Genomic DNA, 19,330 nt, shown 5'->3' with positions numbered 1-19,330 from the left:
CCGGTCCTCTGATTCTGACGAATCAAGACCCTTGCACGCTCACCTTCGAGAAGCCCGCATGCAGACTTTTTTTATCGCGCCCACAGACTTCGGTGTGGGTTTGACGTCCATCAGCCTCGGGCTGGTGCGTACCCTGGAGCGCGCCGGACTCAAGGTCGGCTTTTTCAAACCCATCGCCCAGCCCCACCCCGGCGACCTCGGCCCGGAGCGGTCGACCGAACTGATCGCCCGCACTCACGGCCTCAAACCGCCCAAGCCACTCGCCCTCGGCCACGTCGAACGCATGCTCGGCGAAGGCCAACTGGATGAGTTGCTCGAAGAAATCATCAATCTTTATCAAGAAGCGTCTGTGGGCCGCGACGTGTTGATCGTCGAAGGCATGGTGCCGACCCGCAGCGCCAGCTATGCCGCGCGAGTCAACCTGCACATGGCCAAGGCGCTGGACGCGGAAGTGATTCTGGTCTCGGCGCCGGAAAACGAAGTGCTGACGGAGCTCTCCGGCCGCGTCGAGTTGCAGGCGCAGATGTTCGGCGGCCCGAAAGACCCGAAAGTGCTGGGCGTGATCCTTAACAAAGTGCGCACTGACGAAAGCATGGAAGCGTTTTCGGCGCGGCTCAAGGAACACTCGCCACTGTTGCGCAGCGGCGATTTCCGCCTGCTGGGTTGCATCCCGTTCCAGGCTGACCTAAACGCCCCGCGCACCCGTGACGTCGCTGAATTGCTGGGCGCTCAGGTGATCAACGCCGGTGACTACGAACAGCGGCGCATGTCGAAGATCATCATCTGCGCCCGCACCGTGCTCAACACGCTGCAACTGCTGAAACCCGGCGTGCTGGTGGTCACACCCGGCGACCGCGACGACATCATTCTCGCCGTGAGCATGGCGACCATGAACGGCGTACCGTTGGCTGGTTTGCTGCTGACCAGCGACACCCGCCCCGATCCGCGCCTGATGGAACTGTGCGCCGGCGCCCTGCAAGCGGGCCTGCCGGTGTTGTCGGTGAGTACCGGCTCGTACGACACCGCCAATCAGTTAAACGGGCTGAACAAGGAAATCCCCATTGACGACCGCGAACGTGCGGAGATCATCACCGATTTCGTCGCCAGCCACCTGGACGCCAACTGGCTGCATCAGCGCTGCGGTACGCCTCGGGAGATGCGCCTGTCGCCCGCCGTGTTCCGCTATCAACTGATCCAGCGAGCCCAAGCGGCCAACAAGCGCATCGTGCTGCCGGAAGGCGCCGATCCGCTAACTGTCCAGGCCGCCGCGATTTGTCAGGCCCGTGGCATCGCCCGTTGTGTACTGCTCGCCAAGCCTGATGAGGTGCTGGCCGTTGCGCGCGCTCAGGGCATTGAATTGCCCATGGGGCTGGAGATCCTTGACCCGGATGACATTCGTGAGCGCTACGTCGGGCCGATGGTCGACCTGCGCAAGAACAAGAGCCTTAATGCGCCGATGGCCGAGCAGCAATTGGAAGATCCGGTCGTGATCGGCACCATGATGCTGGCGCTGGACGAAGTGGACGGCCTGGTCTCGGGCGTCGTGCATTCCACTGCCAACACCATCCGCCCCGCCCTGCAACTGATCAAGACCGCACCAGGCTGCACGCTGGTGTCGTCGGTGTTCTTCATGCTGTTTCCCGAGCAGGTGCTGGTCTACGGCGACTGCATCATGAACCCGCACCCGACGGCAGAAGAACTGGCGGAAATCGCGGTGCAAAGCGCGGATTCTGCCGTTGCCTTCGGCCTGTCGCCTCGCGTGGCGATGATCAGCTATTCAAGCGGCAACTCGGCCAGTGGAGAGGAGGTGGAGAAAGTACGCGAGGCCACGCAACTAGCGCAGGAAACCCGTCGAAGCCTGTTGATCGACGGTCCATTGCAATACGATGCCGCAGCCAACGAGAACGTGGCTCGGCAACTGGCGCCGGACAGCCCGGTCGCGGGTCGTGCCAACGTGTTCGTGTTCCCCGACCTCAACACCGGCAACACCACGTACAAGGCCGTGCAACGCAGTGCAGACTGCGTGAGCCTCGGCCCGATGCTGCAAGGCCTGCGCAAGCCGGTGAACGATTTGCCGCGCGGCGCCCAAGTGGATGACATCGTCTACACCATTGCCCTCACGGCCATTCAAGCGGCGAACCTGCCTCAATAACGCCGGTCTGCAATATCAGTCACTCACAATAACGCCGCCGGGAACTCACCGGCGGCTGTCTTACCTTCGGAGTTCGATCCCCCATGGATTTCTTGCCCGCCCCTTTGCGCGGTGTCCTCGCCTCGCTGCTGTTGGCGCTCAACACGATTGTCTGCTGCACGCCGCTGTTCATCGTCGCAATCTTCAAGCTGTGCCTGCCCTTTCCGGCGGCGCAGAAAGTCACCGACTGGCTGATGAGCCACATTCACGAAGCCTGGATCAGCAACAACAACGCCTGGATCAACCTGCTCGGCCACACCCGCTGGCACCTGAGCGGGCTGGAAGGTCTGGATTATCAACACTCGTATCTGGTGACCAGTAATCATCAGAGCTGGGTGGACATCATGGTCTTGCAGTACGTGCTCAACCGGCGCATTCGCCCGATGAAGTTCTTCCTCAAACAGGAGCTGATCTGGGTGCCGGTGATTGGCCTGGCGTGGTGGGCGCTGGGCTTCCCGTTCATGAAGCGCTACAGCAAGGCGTTTCTGGCCAAACACCCGGAAAAGAAAGGCAAGGACCTGGAAACCACTCGTCGCACCTGCGCGAAGTTTCGCAACAACCCGGTAGGGATTTTCAACTTTGCCGAAGGCACACGGTTCACCAAGGGCAAGCACGCTCAACAACAATCGCCGTTCCGTTACCTGCTGAAACCAAAAGCCGGCGGCATCGCGTTTGTGCTGGATGCCATGGGCGAGCAACTGGAATCGTTGATTAACGTGACCATTCATTACCCGGTGGGCCAGCCGGGCTATTGGGATTTGCTGTGCGGCAACGTGCGCGAGGTGGTGGCGCACTTTGAAGAAGTGCAGATTCCGCAGCAGTTCATTGGCAAAAGCTACGACCAGGACGAAACGTATCGCGCCGAATTTCAGCAATGGATCAATCGGCTGTGGGAAGAGAAGGATGCACTGCTGGGGCAGATGCATGAGCGGTATTCCCGGTAAATGACACCCCCGCCGGCCCTCATCCTCGCGACGCCGCCCCCCTGTAGGAGCGAATTTATTCGCGAAAAATCGTACACCCGGTAGAGAGCCATCAGGTGTACCACTGCCTCGCGAATGAATTCGCTCCTACAGATGAGCCCGCGTCAGCCCCTCATCTTCGCGGCGCCGCCAGCCCCTGTGGGAGCGAATTTATTCGCGAAAAATCGTGCATCCGATAGAGAGCCTGCGGATGCACCACCGCATCGCGAATAAATTCGCTCCTACAGGAAATTTTCATCAATCAGTAACCAAAAACCCCGGCACTCAGGCCGGGGTTTTGGGTGTTACGCGCTTAGCTTATTGCTGCTGATACTGCTGACCGGGAATCGGCTTGAGGTTGACCTCTACACGACGGTTCTGGGCGCGGCCGTTGACGTCGGCGTTGCTCGCGATCGGCGAATCAGGACCGGCACCGCGAACCGACAGGTGGGACGCATCCACACCCTGGGACGTCAGGTACGTCGCCACACTTTGAGCACGCTGTTGAGACAGGTCCATGTTGTGCTGACGGCTGCCGGTGCTGTCGGTGTAGCCCACGATTTCAATGACGTTCTGGTTGTACTGTTTCAGCGAACCGGCGAGGTTGTTCAGCGGCGAATAGAAGCTGCTGGCAATCGCGGAAGAGTCGGTGGCGAACGTGATGTTGCCTGGCATCACCAGTTTGATGGTGTCGCCCTGACGCTGCACTTCGACACCGGTGTTGGCCATGCTCGCCCGCAAGGCGGCTTCCTGCTTGTCAGCGTAATAACCGTAACCGGCCGCACCGGCACCCACGACAGCCGCGCCGATCAGCGCACCCTTGCCACGATGGTTGTGGTCGATGGCAGCCCCGGCGACGGCACCGGCCAACGCACCCAGACCACCGTATTTGGCGGTTTTGCTCACACCACCGGAGTTTTGCGCCTGCCCCTGATTGTCGTAAGGATTCTGCGTCGCACAGCCCGAAAGGACAGCCAACGCGGTAGCAGCGATGATCAAACGGCGAAAGGTCAACATCAAGGAAAGCTCCTGTTTTGCATGTCTACGGCCAACCACAGAGGCCGACGATATGCGCGATTAGAGCATGGAGACCGTCAAAAATTCCTTAACGCGGCCTGAACGATTCACGCCCTGACGAAAGGGTTTTCGCGCATTTCATCCCCCAATCGAGTGTCCGGCCCGTGGCCCGTCACCACCGTCGCCGCCTCGTCCAGCGTGTACAGCCGCTCCTTGATCGAACGCACGATGGTGGCCTGATCGCCACCCCACAAATCCGTCCGCCCCACACCACGCTTGAACAGGGTGTCGCCCGCGATCAACAGCTTCGCGTCCTCGAACCAGAAACTCATCGACCCCGGTGTATGCCCCGGTGTGTGCAACGCCACTCCGCACCCGCAGGCCAGTTCTTCGTCGTGCTCCAGCCACCGATCCGGCGAAGGCACCGGCACATAGGGAACACGAAATACCTGACACTGGGTTTCGAGGTTGTCCCACAAGAACTGGTCCTCCTTGTGCAGATGCAACGTCGCCCCGGTCTTTTCCTTCAACTGACCCGATGCGAGGAAATGATCGAGATGCGCGTGGGTATGAATGATGCTCACGCACTTCAAACCGTGCGCCTCCAGCTTCGCCAGAATCAACTCGTGATTGCCACCGGGATCGACCACGATGGCCTGTTTCGTGACCGGGTCGCCGATGATCGTGCAGTTGCACTGCAACGGGCCGACGGGAAAGGTTTCGCGGATGAGGGTGGGTGCTGGGGTTTGCATGATTGATCCGTACGATTCGATGGTCTACGCGTGGCAGTGCGTGATCGTAGCATCAGGCGATCCAGATGATCTTGGGGTTCAGAAACATATCCATCATGGCTAAAATGCCCGAAACGCTGTTAACTGCCTGACAGTAAACGTTGGAGATCGCCATGACAGACGCCAGAATTCCAGAGCTTTCCGAAGAAGCCATTTCAAATCTGGAAAGCCATATTCCGGAGATGGCTGCAGGCGCAACATCAGCAGCCTATTTTCGGGCGTTGGCCGCGGGCCACACTGTCTTGCAAGTGCAAGGATCGAATGTGGTTGAGGCGCAGGCCGACGGCAGCGTCCGAATCGTCGCCGCCATCCGCCCTCGGCGCAAGGTTACCGTAGGCAAAGTCATCAAGGTGCGCAGGCTCAATGCCAGTGCCTAGGCTACGGGTCTTCGCCGGACCCAATGGCTCAGGAAAAAGCACGATCAAGGACCAGATTTCTCCCGGCCTCATCTCCTCCTATGTCAACGCGGATGAGATCGAGAAAGAGGTCAAGCAAAGCGGCTTTCTCGATTTAGACCCCTTCAACATAGAGACCAGCCTGGCTGAACTTCGCACGTTCATCATCCCCCATGCCCTGATCCACAAAGCTCGACTGCACGAGCAGGCTCATTTGATTGGACTGGAAGATCAACGTGTCGACTTTCGTAGTATCGAGATGAACTCCTACTACTCCTCCGCATCTCGGATTTCATTCGCCACAAACTTCTCGACCTGAACAGGAGCTTCACCTTCGAAACGGTGATGTCGTCAGACGATAAGGTCAAATTCATGAAGCGGGCGCAGGATCAGGGCTATCGCACTTATCTGTATTTCGTTGCGACCGATTCGGTGACGATCAACATCAACCGGGTTGCAAACCGAGTCGATGACGGTGGTCATCCCGTCGCTGAGGAAAAAATCATAAAGCGCTATCGTGGGTCGCTTGATTTATTGCCTTCCGCCGTAGCCGCTTCCAACCGATCCTACATCTTCGATAACTCGGCTGAAAAATCCGTCCTGCTGGCCGAGGTCACTGACGGCACCGATCTGCAATATCACTGCGAAGAAATCCCGGAGTGGTTCGTCAACGCTTATGTCGATAAAGTGACGGACCCCGACAGCGACGAGTAAGCGTCAGTCCGTAAGTCTCATCACGCCCACCCCATACTCACCAACACCACCCCCAACAACCCCACGTACGCCCACGCGTGCAGCCGATCCGGGATGCGCCCCACCCAACGGGCGGCCAGGCGCATGCCGAACCAGGCGCCGAGGGTCAGGAGGGCGAAGGCGATGAGGTTGACGTAGCCGATGTAGCCCGCGCCCAGACGTGTGTTGTCCAATGCGCCGGTGACCATGTAGGTGGCCGTGCCGACGAGGGCGACGGGTAGACTCAGCGGGTTAGCCATGGCGGTCGCCTGGGTCATGCTCAGGCCGCAGCGCCTCAGAAGCGGGACAGTCATGACGCTGCCGCCGACGCCAAGGAATGTCGCAATGGCGCCGATGAGAATGCCGCCGGGGCCGCGCGTCATTGCGCTCAGTGGGCGTGGTTCACTTTCAGCAGCGTGTGAAACGAATCCGCGTCTTAGCAGGCAATCGGCGATGGTGATTGCCAGATAAGCCATAAACGCTAAGCGCAATACCGAGCCGTTGACGAAGCCGGCCGCGACGGCGCCGATCAGCGAGCCGATGCCAATGAAGCCGGCCAGTGGCCACAGCCAATCCTTGAGCAGCGTGCCCGAGCGGGCGGAGCGGCGGGTGCTCAATGAGGCGTTGACGATCATCACGCAGGTTGAGGTTGCCACGGCCACGTGCATCGCGACGGGCGCGCTCAAGCCGCCGACAGCCTCGCTGTTCAGGACACCAAACAACACCGGCACGACCACGAAGCCGCCTCCGAACCCGAAGAGCACAGTCGTCACCCCGGAAAGACCGCCGAACAGCGCCAGCAAGAGATACGTCATCGCCCGAAACCCTCGAATAAGAGGTGTTCACAATAAGCAGGCTGATCACGTCAAACTTGAGGATTCGGGCCATTCATGTTTGTGTTTCGGCCAGACTCTGGAAAAACGCCATGCGCAACGTCTCTATTGAAACGCTCGATAACACCCCCCGCCCGGTCGTGGCGATTGGCAATGATTACGCCGATGGCTACCTGCTGCGTCGTCACCATCACCGCCGTGCTCAATTGCTGTACGGCTCGACGGGGGTAATGAAAGTCTCGACCCCTCAGGGCGATTGGGTGGTGCCCCCTCAACAGGCAGTGTGGATTCCGCCGAAGATGGAACACGAAGTCCTGATGCTCGGGGTCAGCACCCGCAGCCTGTACATCGAACCGTCTGCGGTGCCCGTCTTCAGACAGACTTGCGAGGTCATCGGAATCTCGCCCCTGTTGCGCCAACTTTTGATCGAGGCGGTGGAGATGCCGTTGACGTACGCAGTCGACGGCCGCGACGGGGCGCTGATAACGCTGGCCTTGATGGAAATCGGGCAGGCCAGAACGCTGCCGTTGCACATTCCCCTGCCCGATGATCACCGCCTGCTCGCCCGCTGCCAGGCCTTCTTGCGACACCCGGACATTCATCAATCGCCCCAGGACTGGGCGCAGAATTTGTTCGTCAGTGAGCGCTCGTTCAGCCGCCTGTTTCGTGAGCAGACGCAGATGAGTTTCGGCCATTGGCGGCAACAGGCTTGCGTGGTGCTGGCGTTGTCGCGGCTGTCGAGCGGTGAATCCATTACCCGCATTGCGCTGGAGCTGGGCTATGAAAGCCCGGGCGCTTTTTCGACCATGTTCCGTCGTCTAACCGGTCGTCCTCCCAGCCACTATGCCCGCGACCAAGAAGACTCTAAGCGCGCAAAAGGTTGAACTAGCACCGGTTTTCTCCATACGGTCCGACGGTCTTTCGCTCAGCTTCTACACTCACCCGAGTGGGTTTTAACGAGGGGGCAGGACAACTCATCCATTTATTTTTGTTGCCCAACTTTCGGAGGAGATGAGCATTTCACGCTAACTGCCTGTTTAGTATGAACAAAGTCCAAAATACCCTGTTTTTAGGGGTTTGTTTAATTCATATATTTTTCAAAAACCCGCTCATATACTGGCACTGCGCAACCATTGGAATGTGTGGCGTTCGGGATGATAAGAAGTCGACCCGATGAACCCGCAAGGCAGCACAGACCCGAAGCGAAGAACGAGCAAGCTCCATGCTAAGAAAAATCGCGGTCTCCGACCTGACGCTGGGTATGTACATCCATGAGTTTTGCCGCCCTCGTGTTCACGATCCATTCTGGACCTTGCACGTAGAACGCGAACTGCGCGACGAAGCCGTGCTGCAGCGCATTCAGAAATCGACGCGCGAGGTGTGGATTGACACCCGGCGCGGCAAGATCCCCGATGAGCACACGCCGATTCTGGCTGTCGCCTCGACCCACGTTCCCGCGCCTGACACCACCGCGAGTTCTATAGAGAAAGAGCTGGCGCGCGCCAAGATGATTTGCGGCCGAGCCAAAGATGCGGTGATGACCATGTTCACCGACGCCCGGATGGGCCGCGCGATGAACGCCGAAGACGTCGATTTGCTGGTCGAAGAAATCTCGACGTCGATCATGCGCCACCCTCACGCGCTGATCAGTCTTTCGCGTTTGAAAACGTCTGACGAATACACCTACATGCACTCGGTGGCGGTCTGTGCGCTGATGGTGGCGCTCGCCCGTCAAATGAATCTGAGCGAAGACCAGGTCCGCGATGCGGGCGTTGCGGGCTTGATGCATGACGTCGGCAAGATGATGATTTCCCCCGCCATTCTCAACAAACCCGACCGCCTGACCTTCGATGAATACGAAGCGATGAAGCATCACCCGCAGGCCGGGCTGGAAATCCTGCAAAACTGCCAGCAGGTCACCAACGCGGTGCGCGACGTGTGCCTGCACCACCATGAAAAGGTCGATGGCAGTGGCTACCCCCACGGCCTCAAAGGTGAAGAGATCAGCATCTTCGCCAAAATGGGCGCGATCTGTGACGTCTACGATGCGGTCACTTCAAACCGGCCTTACAAGCGAGGGTGGGATGCGGCGCAGTCCATCCGCGAAATGGCGTCGTGGAAAGGCCACTTTGACGAGAAAATCTTCCAGCACTTCGTCAAGACCGTCGGCATCTACCCCGTCGGCGCACTGGTGCGCCTGAAAAGCGAACGGCTGGGCGTGGTGATAGAGCAAGGCGAAAAATCGCTGCTGCACCCGAAAGTGAAGGTGTTCATGTACACCCGCACGCGCATCACCTTCGAGCCGGAAATCGTCAATCTGGGCGATCCCCGTGCACAGGACGGCATCGTCAAATTCGAATTGGCAGAAGACTGGGGCCTGGGGGATGTGGACGCGATGTGGGCGGGTGATGCGGCGCCGTGATGCGTCTCTGAAGATTCGTTCAGTACGCACTCAACCGCGCCGCAGCGGGACGATGCCTACCTGCATACCGAAAGGCCTGAACACGGCGTTGAGTGTCTGAAACGTAGGGTTTCCATCATCCTGTTCAATCTGGCGCAGCGTACGCAGGGATATTTTGCACATCGCGGCGAATTGCTCCTGGCGCAGCCCCGTCACATCCGTGCGCAAGCGCTTTACAGCACCTCCGATGCTGATAGTGCCCGCCGTCAATTGATCGCGAAGTTCATCCAGAAGGATGCCGCGCTGACGTATTTCGTCCTTCACATAAGCCCCCATGAAATGAACGTGCGCTCAAGCCGAGAGAGGGTAATCCTCGGATGCCTGAACGTTTGCTGAGGCAGGCCAACGTCGCTGAGAACATCGGGGAGCGCGATAAGTTTGCGCGCGTCGAGTTTGAGTCCTTCGAAAAGCTGATCGGGATCTACCCACTGCGACAATGATCGACAGGCGCCGAGCCAGTCGACCTCGCCCGCCCTTTCGATGGGTTCGGGCCATTTGGTTGTGCGCGTCACACCTTCTTCATCCATGACCATGGGCGCCAAATCGTAGATAGGGGCGAGCGTCAGCCTGTGCGGATCTCGCAGAATGGCCGTGTTGCGCCCATGATTGTCACTGTTTCCCAACACCTGATTGATCAGATCGCGACGCAGGTATTCAGCCACCAAGTGAGGAATCTCGTCCTGCTGACCGTTGGCTGTCCAGGCATCGGCGAGCGCGGTCAGCGCCTGAACATGAGACATGTAGCTGCCGGGTCGTGTGATGTCTGCCAACGAATAAACCGACTCGACCGCCAGCCGAACAACAGCTTGCCCGTCCACCCCGCGGTCAAAACGCTTCATCCACAGGCTGGGTTTTCGCGCCTCCTCCAGACTCATGCCATCACAGGACACAACATTGAAGCCAAGCTGCTCCAGCGCCTGGTAATAGCAGAACTCACTCTTGAGAATCGTGCGATCCGTCTCGTTACCCTTGTTCCGGGAGAACTTCACGAACCAATGCTGGCGTACATCCCGATCCAGCAGAGTTGCATCCGGGTGCATCCTTCCTTGAGCATCCTCGGCCAACAACAGCTTGGGCGCTTCACCACCCGCCCCCGTTGCCCCACCTACTGCAGCACCCTGTTCATAGGCGTATTCGAGAAACCGGCTGTCGCGGGCGATGACCTCGTTCCTGTCAAACCCAATGCTGTGTCCCTGCGCGAGCGCTTCGACCGACTCTTTGATCCTGAGGTGCCCGATCGGCGCTGGCGTGCACCGTTGCAACAGCACCAGATCCGCGGCTTCGTTTGCGCCCTTGGGCATCGTAAGTCGCGCCAACAAAAAACGCCGTGCCGCACCAGCGGGCAAGATATCGAGCAGGAACGCCGGGACAGTGGAGGTTCGGTGAAGATCCCAGGTTACCGGAATTTTGGCGCTGACCGACTGTGCAGTGGTTGCCCCCAATGCGTCGAGATGGTCGAGCAAATAGGGTTGGTTATAAGCAAAGCTACAAGGGCTGGCTTGACCCTGCTCTGGCTTCTCGAACTCCAGACCCATAACGTCCTGCCACTCGCCAGCGGCGTAAAGTTGTAGGGTCAGATGCATGGTTTGGACTCGGCAATTTAATGCCTAAACCATAGAGAAAAAGCACAAAAAAGGCAACTTAATGCCTAAAATAGCGCTCCGCTCGAAATAATCAGCATTTTAATGCCGATCAACCCAACAGTCCCAGCTCCTGCGCTCGCGCCACGGCTTGGGTTCTACGCTCCACGCCCAGCTTGCTGTTGATGTGGCTGGCGTGGGTTTTGACCGTGTGCAGCGAGATGAACAGCCGTTCGCTGATTTCCTGATTGGAACAGCCCTGAGCGATCAGCTGAAGCACTCCGAGCTCGCGGGCGCTGAGCGCGTCGGCGCCGGGGCATGGGGCGGTTTCGTTGATGTCCCGCGCGCAGGGCAGGTCTTTGCTGACATGGGGCGACAGTTGATTGAGCAGGTAATCGACGAGTCGGCAACGGGGGCGTTTCAGCAATTGCTCGCTCAGCCAGTCCGGGTGTTGGCGAATGACGGGGAGCAGGGGCAGGATCGCGCCACCGGTGGCGTTTTGGAGACTGCGGCCGAGCAGCGTTTGGGCATGGGTTTTGTCTGCGGTGTCGAGCGCCAGGGTGAGCCACTGGCTCGTTGCATTCAGGCCGAGTAGACCGGCGCCGATCTGTTGCGCATAAGTTTCCAGGCCCATCAGACGTTCGACGGATGCCTCCGTGCGGCCTTGTATCTGATCCAGCATGGCACGCAGCAATTCGATGTGTTGCGGCATGAGCGGCATGCATTCCGGCGCGGCGGCGGGATGGTCACCGCCATAGGTTTGCCCCAGACGCAAAAGCCAGGCGTCGGCAAGGTCGATTCTTCCCTGCGCCAGCCACAGCTCGCATTTCGCCAGCGTGATCATCGCCAGGTAATATACGGGCGGTACGTCCCAGATGTGCATCAGCCGCTCGGCTTCGGCCAGTTCCGCGAAGGCTTCGGCGAACCGCCCTTCCCGGCCCTCCATCCCGGCGATCACGCAATGACCGATCAGCACGCTGATGTCCCGGCACGCGCGCGCTTCGACCAGTCCGCTATCCAGTCGTTTGCGCCCGGCGTCGAACTGCAGGCATTGAACGAGCAAGTAGCCTTCATACAGCGTCAGCCGCGCACGAACCGCGTAAATCCGCTGCGAGGACAAACCGTTCAAGCGACGCAATCCCTGACGCACCTCTTCCAGAGAACGTAATGCTTCCCCCCTGGCCAAGAGCGTGCGCGCCCGGTCGTAGTGGGCCAGCGCCTCGAAGAGGGGATTGGCGACGCGTTGCGCCAGTTCCAGCGCATCGCGGTTCAATGCCCGTGCGCGCCATAAGTCTCCGTCGGCAATGGCGAGATTGGCCAGGGTGGACAGGCACAACAGCCGCTGGCCATAGCGCTTTTGAGGAAGGCTCACGAGCGCCTCGCTGCAATAGCGGTGCGCAGTTTCGCTGTCGCCACGGCCCCGGGCGATGATGCCGCTGAGCGCCAGCCACTGCGCCAGCATGGATTTCTGCGCGGTGGCCGAGGATGCAGGCAGAAAGCGACTGAGGTGATTGCCCAACTCCTCGGCAGCATCGAGCTGACAGGCCAGGCCCAACGCCCACGCGTACAAGACGATCAAGCGCGGCGTGCTGATCAGCAGGCTGTCAGGCAGGTCCATTTTCCAACGCAGCAACATGCCGACGTTTTGCTCGGCCAACAACTGCTCTTCGGACAGGTTCTGCACCAGATTGGCGGCGACATCGTGATGACCCGCGCGTAACGCTTGTTCGATGGCTTCGTCCAGCAGGCCTTGCTCGCTGAACCAGCGGCAGGCGTTCAAATGCAGACGTCTTTGTTGCGGCGCGACAGTGTTGCCCGCTCGGGCGCGCAGGAGATCGGAAAACAGGTGGTGATAACGGAACCAGCGCCCGTTCTCGTCCAACGGCACCAGAAAAACCTGATGCGCTTGCAAGAAAGCGATGATTTCCGTGCTGTCGTGACTGTCCCGCGCCGCGTCGCACAAGGGGCTGCAAAAGCGCTCCAGACAGGCGGTTTCATAGAGGAAGGCCTGGACGTCACCAGGCAGGCAGTCGATCACCTCTTCGAGCAGGTAATCGCGGATCAGCCCTTCGCCGCCGTTCACCCCTTGAGTCAGGGTGTTACTGCCCGCCTCTGTCGCGGCGAGCAACCAGAAACGCAAACCGGCCACCCACCCTTCGCTGCGCTGTAGCAGGTTGTGTAGCGCTTCATCGGTCAACGAACTGCTGTGCTGATCCAGCACGGCCATCGATTCGTCGTCGGTCAGCCGCAGGTCATTTTCGGAGAGTTCGAGCAATTGCCGGGACAACCGCAACCGCGCCAGGTGCCAGTCCGGGCGCTGTCGGCTGGTGACCATGACGATCAGGCCCGCAGGCAGGTGATTGAGCAGAAATTGCAGGCAGCGGTCGAGCACCGGGCCTTGCACAAGGTGGTAGTCGTCGAGCACCAGCAGCAGCGGTTTGCTCAACATCAGGTGCATCGCCAGTTCGTCCAGCAAACCGTCGAGCCACTCTTCAAAGGCAAAGGGCTGATGCCGCTGGCGCATTTTCAGCAGACCCAGCGCCTGATTGCCCAATTGAGGGAAGAATTGTTGAAGGCCTGAAAGAAGACGTTCAAGGAAGCGACCGGGATCGCTGTCACGCTGGCTCAAGCCCAGCCAGAGGTTTTGCCATTGACCAGGAAGACTCTCGCAAAACTCCACTGCCAGCGAACTTTTGCCAAATCCGGCAGGCGCGCTGACCAGTAACAGCCGTCCTGACAACCCCGCACTCAGCCGCTCGCACAACCTGGGCCTGGGCACATAGCCTTCAGGCAGGGGTGGGCGGAAGAAACGTCCTTCCAACGCAGTGACTGCGTGATTTGCGATTCCTTGCAAACGCGACAGATCAGTCATGGCCGGCTCTTGTTAGAGGTGCTTGTTATTCGGCGTTCAGATGTCGGGAGACTAGCGGCTAAGTCAGCGCTTTTGAAGAATGTTCGACGAAAGACTGTAAGAAAACGTATCCCATCAACAGGGCGAATGTTGCTTTATATGTTTGGGGAGGGGGGGCCTTACGTTAATGCGAATCTGCACAAGAATTCAGATTTGGATCATGCCCCCAGGCGAATCCGGATTATGCGGAGCGCCTGAAGCTTCGTGGTCGGTTGGTTTTGCTGCCGGTTCCCGGCAGATCGCAGGCAAGCCAGCTCCTTGTATCTCGACTCTGGCGTTTCATCGCGCCATAGTTCTCGACTGATCATCGAGGGAGAGCCGGGAAGCTGTTCAGCTCCTAAGGCCTCAGAGCTTACAAAGTAGATAGAGCTCCGGTTCTCCAACCTCACTCGAAAAGTCCGAACGGTATCCAGTGCGCGCCTTCGGCGTGAGCACGCATGTACAAGGCAGGACCGGGTGACGCGATGATCGTGTGCAATCGACTCTGGAGAGCGCCATGTCTGCTTTTGTTGGCATCGATATCGCCAAAAACTCATTTGATATCGCCACCCCGCTGGATAACGGGAAGTTCAGGACCAAAGCCAGGCTGGCCAATAATCCCAAGGGTTATCAGGTGCTGCTCGACTGGCTTACCACCCACTCCGAGCCCCATGCCTGGGTCGTGATGGAAGCCACCAGCGTCTACCACCAGGGCGTTGCTGATTGCCTTCACGCTCACGGATACCGGGTGTGCATCGTCAACCCTGCGATCCTCCACCAGTACGGCAAGGATGAGCTGCGCCGGGTCAAAACCGACAAGGCCGATGCAAAGCTGATCGCCCGCTATGCGCAAGACAAGCACACCAGACTGCGCGAGTGGGTGCCGGAGCCCGCGCCACGTCGGCGCTTGCGCGCGTTGGTGCGTCGACTGGAAGATTTGCAGGAAATTCAGCAGATGGAAAGCAATCGTCTGGATGTCGCCGAAGACAAGGTCAAAGCGTCGATCGAGTCGGTGATCAGCCACGTCAAGCAACAGATCGACGAGACCAGGAAAGCGATCAAAGACAATATTGACGACGATCCTGACCTGCGCCAGAAGCGCGATCTGATCGTGACCATCGACGGGCTGGGGGATACGACCGCAGCGCTGATCCTGGCCGAACTCGGCGACCCATTGGATTACAAGGGCCCCAAATCTATCGTTGCCTTTGCGGGCCTGGACCCACGTTGTGCTAGCTCGGGAGAGTCGGTAGGCCCGACCCATATATCCAAAACCGGCTCGAAAAGGCTGCGCGCCGGGCTTTACATGCCAGGCATGGCTGGCCTAAAGCACAACGCGGTGTTGCGAGAGCTAAAGACCCGGATGCGCGCCAATGGGAAAGCCCCAAAAGAGATCATCTGTGCAGCAATGCGAAAGCTGCTGCATCTGGTCTATGGCGTGCTGAAATCGGGCAAGCCGTTCGACGCAGAAATTGCGCTTGCCCGGTGATGGGCAAGACGGTATCTACGGCCTGCGGCCAGAATCAAAAGCCCGAATCGCGTCATTCCCGCATTCCCACGGCCTTTAGTCCAAATCCAAGGCCTGGATCCTTCCACCCACTCGCTTCTGCCGAAGGCGTGGGAGCTGGCTTGCCTGCGATCTGTTGCGAAGCGACAGCAAATGCGGCGTACACGGTCTGTTTGGCAGAACCTCAATAGCTGAAGGTCGTTTAAACCACAGGGATTTCCCGAATGATCTGCGGTCCGAATCCAAAGTAGCCTCAACCACACTCATTCGTCGCCCAAAAAAACACCCCGAAAATTCGGGGTGTTTTCACGTGCAACCACGGGGTTCAGCCGTAGGGTAAAGCGGCGCAGGACAGCCCGTGCTCTGTAGCTGTGATCAACAATGCACGGCTCTGCGCCCATTCGTTTGCCTGATCAGCGCACGCCTTCCTGACGCAGCGCGTTAGGCTGGAAGTCGCTGATGGTGGCAGTGAAGCCGAAGTCGTAGGCCTTTTTCTCTTCGTTCTTCATGCCCAGCGCCAGGTAGCGGCCGGACTGGAGGTCGTAGAGGGCTTCGAGGGCGTACCACGGCACTTGCTTGTCGTAGTAGTTCTCGGCATGGGCTTCAGCGACACGCCACAGTTGGCCGCGACCGTCGTAGTGGTCGATGACAGCGGCTTGCCAGGTGTCTTCGTCGATGAAGAAGTCACGCTTGGCGTAGATGTGGCGCTGGCCTTCTTTCAGGGTGGCGGTCACGTGCCAGACGCGACGCAGCTCGTAGCGCGCCAGGTCCTGATTGATGTGGCCTGCCTTGATGATGTCGGCGTACTTGAGCTTCGGATCGTCAAGCTTGTAGCTGTCGGAGGCGATGTACAGCTCTTGTTTACCGATCAGTTTCCAGTCGTAGCGATCCGGTGCACCGTTGTACATGTCGAGGTTGTCGGAGGTGCGCAGACCGTCGGCGGCGGTACCTGGACCGTCATAGGACACTTGCGGCGCACGACGCACGCGGCGCTGACCGGCGTTGTAAACCCACGCTGCACGCGGCTCTTTCACTTGGTCGAGGGTTTCGTGCACCAGCAGCACAGTGCCAGCCAGACGTGCCGGGGCGGTCACTTCTTGCTTGAAGTAGAACAGGATGTTGCCCGGGTTCTTCGGATCGTAGTCCTTCATCTTGTCGCGGAAGACGAACTCGTCGTGGAAATACACCGGGTTGAACGAGCCGTTGGTTTGTGGCGTGGCTTGGGTCACCAGACGCGACACGCTGCCGCCGCGATAGCGGGTGATGTGGTTCCAGATCACTTCCAGGCCATCTTTGGGAATCGGGAACGGCACGGCGGTTTCGAAGTTTTCCAGACCGTTGCCGCCACCGACCAGCTTGGTGTTGGTGGCGTTTTTCTTTATGGACGCAAAGACATCGGCGGGCACGGTCGCGCCACGATGCGACGGATAAACCGGCATTTTGAAGGTGTCCGGGTACCGTTTGAACATCGCGTACTGACCCGGTGCGAGCTTGTCCTTGTACTGATCGACGTTCTGCGCGGTGATGGTGAACAGCGGTTTTTCATTGGCATACGGGTTGGCCAGGAAGCCTTTGTCATCCACCGCGCCCGCATTGGTCGCCATCGGGGTCCACGCCGGAATGGTACCGGCGGCGTTGCCGGCCTTCTCGGCGCCCATCGGCGTCAGCGTCGTGCCCAGCTTGGCCGCCTCGTCTGCGGACACCGCTGCCATCACCCCGGTCGCCAGCAATGACAGACCCAATACGCCGACGTGCAGCAGCCCCTTCGTGATTTTCATGTTCATGGTCATTCCTTAGAAGTTCACACCGAAGCTGAGGGCCACGAAGTCGCGGTCATCCACTGTGGTGTACTTGCCGTCGAAGAAGTTGGTGTAGGAAAGGTTGGCGGTGTAGGTGTTCTGATATTCCGCCTCCACGCCCAGGCTCACGGCCTTGCGACCTTCTTCGAAGTTGCCGCCAGGGCCTGGCGAATAACCTTTGACGTCGTGGGACCACGCCACGCTTGGCTTGAGGTTCACACCGGCGAACACGTTGTTGTAGTCCCAGATGGCACGGGCGCGATAACCCCACGAATCGGTGGTGGTGAAACCGTCGTTTTCGCAGTAGCGGCTGAGGTTGTTGAGCGGCGCGCCTGCCAGGGTGCTGGCGTTGAGCGCGGTACATTGACCATTCGGCAACGGGCCAGGGCCGTAGCTCGGGTCACGTCCGTAACGCAGTTTGGACGTGCTTTCCAGGCCACCGACGTGAGTCCAGCCCACCTCGCCCACCATGGTCAGACGCTCGGCGCCCATCACCTGGTCGAAGAAGTGCGTGAAGGTGGTCTGCGCCTGGCTGACTTCCTTGCGGCGGTAGCCTTTCTGGTCAGCGCCCGGCGTGCCTTGCAGCAACGCAACGCTTGGGTTCAGCGGCGTCAGGCCGGAATACAGAATGTCGGTGGTGTTCAGCTGAACCGGCGCGTTCGGGCGGTAGCTCAGCTCGCCGCTCCACGCCGTACCGGTAGGCAGCGTGGTGGAGAAGCTCAGGCCGAACAGGTGAATGTCTTCGGGGTATTCGACGTAATAGCTGGAGTTGGCCGCGACCACGACCGGCAGCAGGGTAGGCGCGAGGCTGGTGGCCACACCCAACGGTACGCCGCGGCTCGCCAGACCACCTACCAGACCGGCCGCACTGTAGGCACTGGCCGGGCCACCCTTGCCACTGAAGATCGGCGAGCGGCTGTGGTAATTCATGTAGTAGGCGCCGAACTCGGTGTCCAGCGGCTCGAAGTTGTAGTGCATGGCCAGGCCGTACTGGCCGCTGTCGCGGGCATCGCGATCCGGGCCACGGGCCACGATGGCGCCCTCGTCAGGGCTGCCGAAGTTGACGCCACGTGCTGCCAGCGTCGCTTGAACCGGCCCCCGCAATGCGGCCGGCAAGGCAGCGTTCAGACTGTTGCGAGTGCGCAGTACCGCCAGGTTGTTTTGGCAACCGTCGGCGATCACGTCAGGCTGCGAGAAGAAGGTGCCGCAGTTGTCGACGACCGTCTGGTCCCACTCCAGCTGATAGAAGCCTTCAGCCGACAGGTTCTCGGTCAGACTTTGCGACAGGTAAAACATGTTGACCGGAATCAGGCCTTCCTTGATTTCTGAGCCAGGACGGCGAAACGCCGACACATCGATAGGGTTGATGCTGTTGATGCCGCCACCGATAAAGGTGCTCTCACCCCAACTCACCACCTGCTTACCGAAACGCACGGCACCAGGCTGATCAGCAATGGAGTAGTTGTGGTAAACGAACGCGTCGAGCAGCTGGAACCCTGAGGACTTCGCGCCTTCTTTGCGGCCTGAGTCGCTGATGTCCTTGAACTCGCGGCCTTCATCCTTGAGTTCGAAGTCGTACCAGTACTTGCCCCGCAGGAATACGCCGGTGTCGCCGTATTTCAGCTCCAGATCGTGAATGCCTTTGAAGATCTTCGAAAAGGTTTCCCCACTTTTGAAGTTCAGGTGGCCGTCATCGGAGGTTTGCGAAAGACCGTGTCCGCCGTTGTTGGAACCGATGAGGTTCTTGTTGGCGTTCTGGGTAGACCAACTGGCGCCAATGGAGAGCGACGAGTCGAAATTACCTTCGATTTCACCGATGTTGAAACTGACGCCGAACGCAGGACCGGCGAGCGTGGAAGCGAGGCTGACGGCCAAGGGCAATCTTGCCCGGCGCCAGAACGGGTTTGCTGATGTCATCGACGCTACTCCATGTGCTTTTATTTTTATGGCAGTGGGTGCTTCCAGAAACGACTCAGGCAGACAGATTCGCGATGCCTGGGTGTCAACGCGTGTCGGGCAGCCCATGTAAAGCTGCGAAACGAGGCGGCGTTTTTCTCCGGTTCCTACCTACTGCCGACTATAGCCAGCAGGTACAACGGCTTGATCCCTCTAAAGTGTGATTTACAGCGTCGACGCCTCTGATCCGCCGATTTCGACGGACTCACGCGTGCG

16 protein-coding genes are annotated in these 19,330 nt (G+C 59.2%); 8 read left to right on the top strand and 8 right to left on the bottom strand.

What is annotated here, in order from left to right; translation table 11 throughout:
• Positions 1–58 precede the first annotated feature (58 nt).
• Positions 59–2,152 (top strand): phosphate acetyltransferase, encoded by a 2,094-nt coding sequence (pta, locus tag AAEO81_RS05260; RefSeq protein WP_341962112.1) that lies wholly within the window; start codon positions 59–61, stop codon positions 2,150–2,152.
• An 83-nt stretch (positions 2,153–2,235) separates the two neighbouring features.
• Positions 2,236–3,135, top strand: coding sequence for an acyltransferase (locus tag AAEO81_RS05255; protein WP_341962110.1), 900 nt, complete (start codon positions 2,236–2,238; stop codon positions 3,133–3,135).
• 336 nt (positions 3,136–3,471) lie between these two features.
• Here AAEO81_RS05255 and AAEO81_RS05250 read toward each other — a convergent pair whose 3' ends face one another.
• Positions 3,472–4,170 carry an OmpA family protein gene (locus AAEO81_RS05250; RefSeq protein WP_166597211.1) on the bottom strand — a complete coding sequence of 233 codons (699 nt, stop codon included), beginning with the start codon at positions 4,168–4,170 and terminating at the stop codon, positions 3,472–3,474.
• 107 nt (positions 4,171–4,277) lie between these two features.
• Positions 4,278–4,922 (bottom strand): MBL fold metallo-hydrolase, encoded by a 645-nt coding sequence (locus tag AAEO81_RS05245; protein ID WP_341962108.1) that lies wholly within the window; start codon positions 4,920–4,922, stop codon positions 4,278–4,280.
• Positions 4,923–5,074: 152 nt separating this feature from the next.
• Here AAEO81_RS05245 and AAEO81_RS05240 point away from each other — a divergent pair, with 152 nt between their 5' ends.
• The 3 genes from AAEO81_RS05240 to AAEO81_RS05230 are packed head-to-tail and all read left to right on the top strand — an operon-like array spanning position 5,075 to position 6,070.
• Positions 5,075–5,338: a hypothetical protein gene (locus AAEO81_RS05240; protein ID WP_341962107.1), complete on the top strand. Its 264-nt coding sequence runs from the start codon at positions 5,075–5,077 to the stop codon at positions 5,336–5,338.
• Positions 5,325–5,675 (top strand): hypothetical protein, encoded by a 351-nt coding sequence (locus AAEO81_RS05235; protein ID WP_341962106.1) that lies wholly within the window; start codon positions 5,325–5,327, stop codon positions 5,673–5,675. The genes AAEO81_RS05240 and AAEO81_RS05235 overlap by 14 nt, the downstream gene beginning before the upstream one ends.
• Positions 5,676–5,701: 26 nt before the next feature.
• Positions 5,702–6,070 carry a hypothetical protein gene (locus AAEO81_RS05230; RefSeq protein ID WP_341962105.1) on the top strand — a complete coding sequence of 123 codons (369 nt, stop codon included), beginning with the start codon at positions 5,702–5,704 and terminating at the stop codon, positions 6,068–6,070.
• A 20-nt stretch (positions 6,071–6,090) separates the two neighbouring features.
• Here the strand turns inward: AAEO81_RS05230 and AAEO81_RS05225 are convergent, their stop codons facing one another.
• Entirely contained in the window at positions 6,091–6,903 is an 813-nt protein-coding gene (locus tag AAEO81_RS05225) for a sulfite exporter TauE/SafE family protein (RefSeq protein ID WP_341962103.1), read from the bottom strand.
• Between the two features lie 110 nt (positions 6,904–7,013).
• Between AAEO81_RS05225 and AAEO81_RS05220 the strand changes: the two genes are divergently transcribed.
• Both AAEO81_RS05220 and AAEO81_RS05215 read left to right on the top strand, forming a co-directional pair.
• Positions 7,014–7,805: a helix-turn-helix transcriptional regulator gene (locus AAEO81_RS05220; RefSeq protein WP_341962101.1), complete on the top strand. Its 792-nt coding sequence runs from the start codon at positions 7,014–7,016 to the stop codon at positions 7,803–7,805.
• A gap of 338 nt (positions 7,806–8,143) precedes the next feature.
• Positions 8,144–9,343 (top strand): HD-GYP domain-containing protein, encoded by a 1,200-nt coding sequence (locus AAEO81_RS05215; RefSeq protein WP_341962100.1) that lies wholly within the window; start codon positions 8,144–8,146, stop codon positions 9,341–9,343.
• Between the two features lie 30 nt (positions 9,344–9,373).
• On the opposite strand, the gene AAEO81_RS05210 is transcribed toward AAEO81_RS05215, so the two are convergent.
• From AAEO81_RS05210 to AAEO81_RS05200, 3 genes are all read right to left on the bottom strand, one after another.
• Positions 9,374–9,658: a helix-turn-helix transcriptional regulator gene (locus AAEO81_RS05210; RefSeq protein ID WP_341962098.1), complete on the bottom strand. Its 285-nt coding sequence runs from the start codon at positions 9,656–9,658 to the stop codon at positions 9,374–9,376.
• Entirely contained in the window at positions 9,643–10,965 is a 1,323-nt protein-coding gene (locus tag AAEO81_RS05205; RefSeq protein ID WP_341962097.1) for a HipA domain-containing protein, read from the bottom strand. The genes AAEO81_RS05210 and AAEO81_RS05205 overlap by 16 nt, the downstream gene beginning before the upstream one ends.
• A gap of 109 nt (positions 10,966–11,074) precedes the next feature.
• A complete protein-coding gene (locus AAEO81_RS05200; protein WP_341962096.1) occupies positions 11,075–13,834 on the bottom strand; it encodes a LuxR C-terminal-related transcriptional regulator in 2,760 nt (919 codons plus the stop codon).
• 535 nt (positions 13,835–14,369) lie between these two features.
• On the opposite strand from AAEO81_RS05200, the gene AAEO81_RS05195 reads away from it, so the two are divergent.
• Positions 14,370–15,341, top strand: coding sequence for an IS110 family transposase (locus AAEO81_RS05195; protein ID WP_341958838.1), 972 nt, complete (start codon positions 14,370–14,372; stop codon positions 15,339–15,341).
• Positions 15,342–15,772: 431 nt separating this feature from the next.
• On the opposite strand, the gene AAEO81_RS05190 is transcribed toward AAEO81_RS05195, so the two are convergent.
• Both AAEO81_RS05190 and AAEO81_RS05185 read right to left on the bottom strand, forming a co-directional pair.
• Positions 15,773–17,137 (bottom strand): DUF1329 domain-containing protein, encoded by a 1,365-nt coding sequence (locus tag AAEO81_RS05190; protein ID WP_166597289.1) that lies wholly within the window; start codon positions 17,135–17,137, stop codon positions 15,773–15,775.
• Positions 17,138–17,152: 15 nt separating this feature from the next.
• Entirely contained in the window at positions 17,153–19,075 is a 1,923-nt protein-coding gene (locus AAEO81_RS05185) for a DUF1302 domain-containing protein (protein WP_341962094.1), read from the bottom strand.
• Positions 19,076–19,330 lie beyond the last annotated feature (255 nt).

The organism is Pseudomonas sp. RC10 (genome assembly GCF_038397775.1).
Lineage (GTDB): Bacteria > Pseudomonadota > Gammaproteobacteria > Pseudomonadales > Pseudomonadaceae > Aquipseudomonas > Aquipseudomonas bambusae.
Note: the sequence above shows the minus strand (reverse complement) of the source record. Positions and strands in the feature narration are given on the sequence as shown.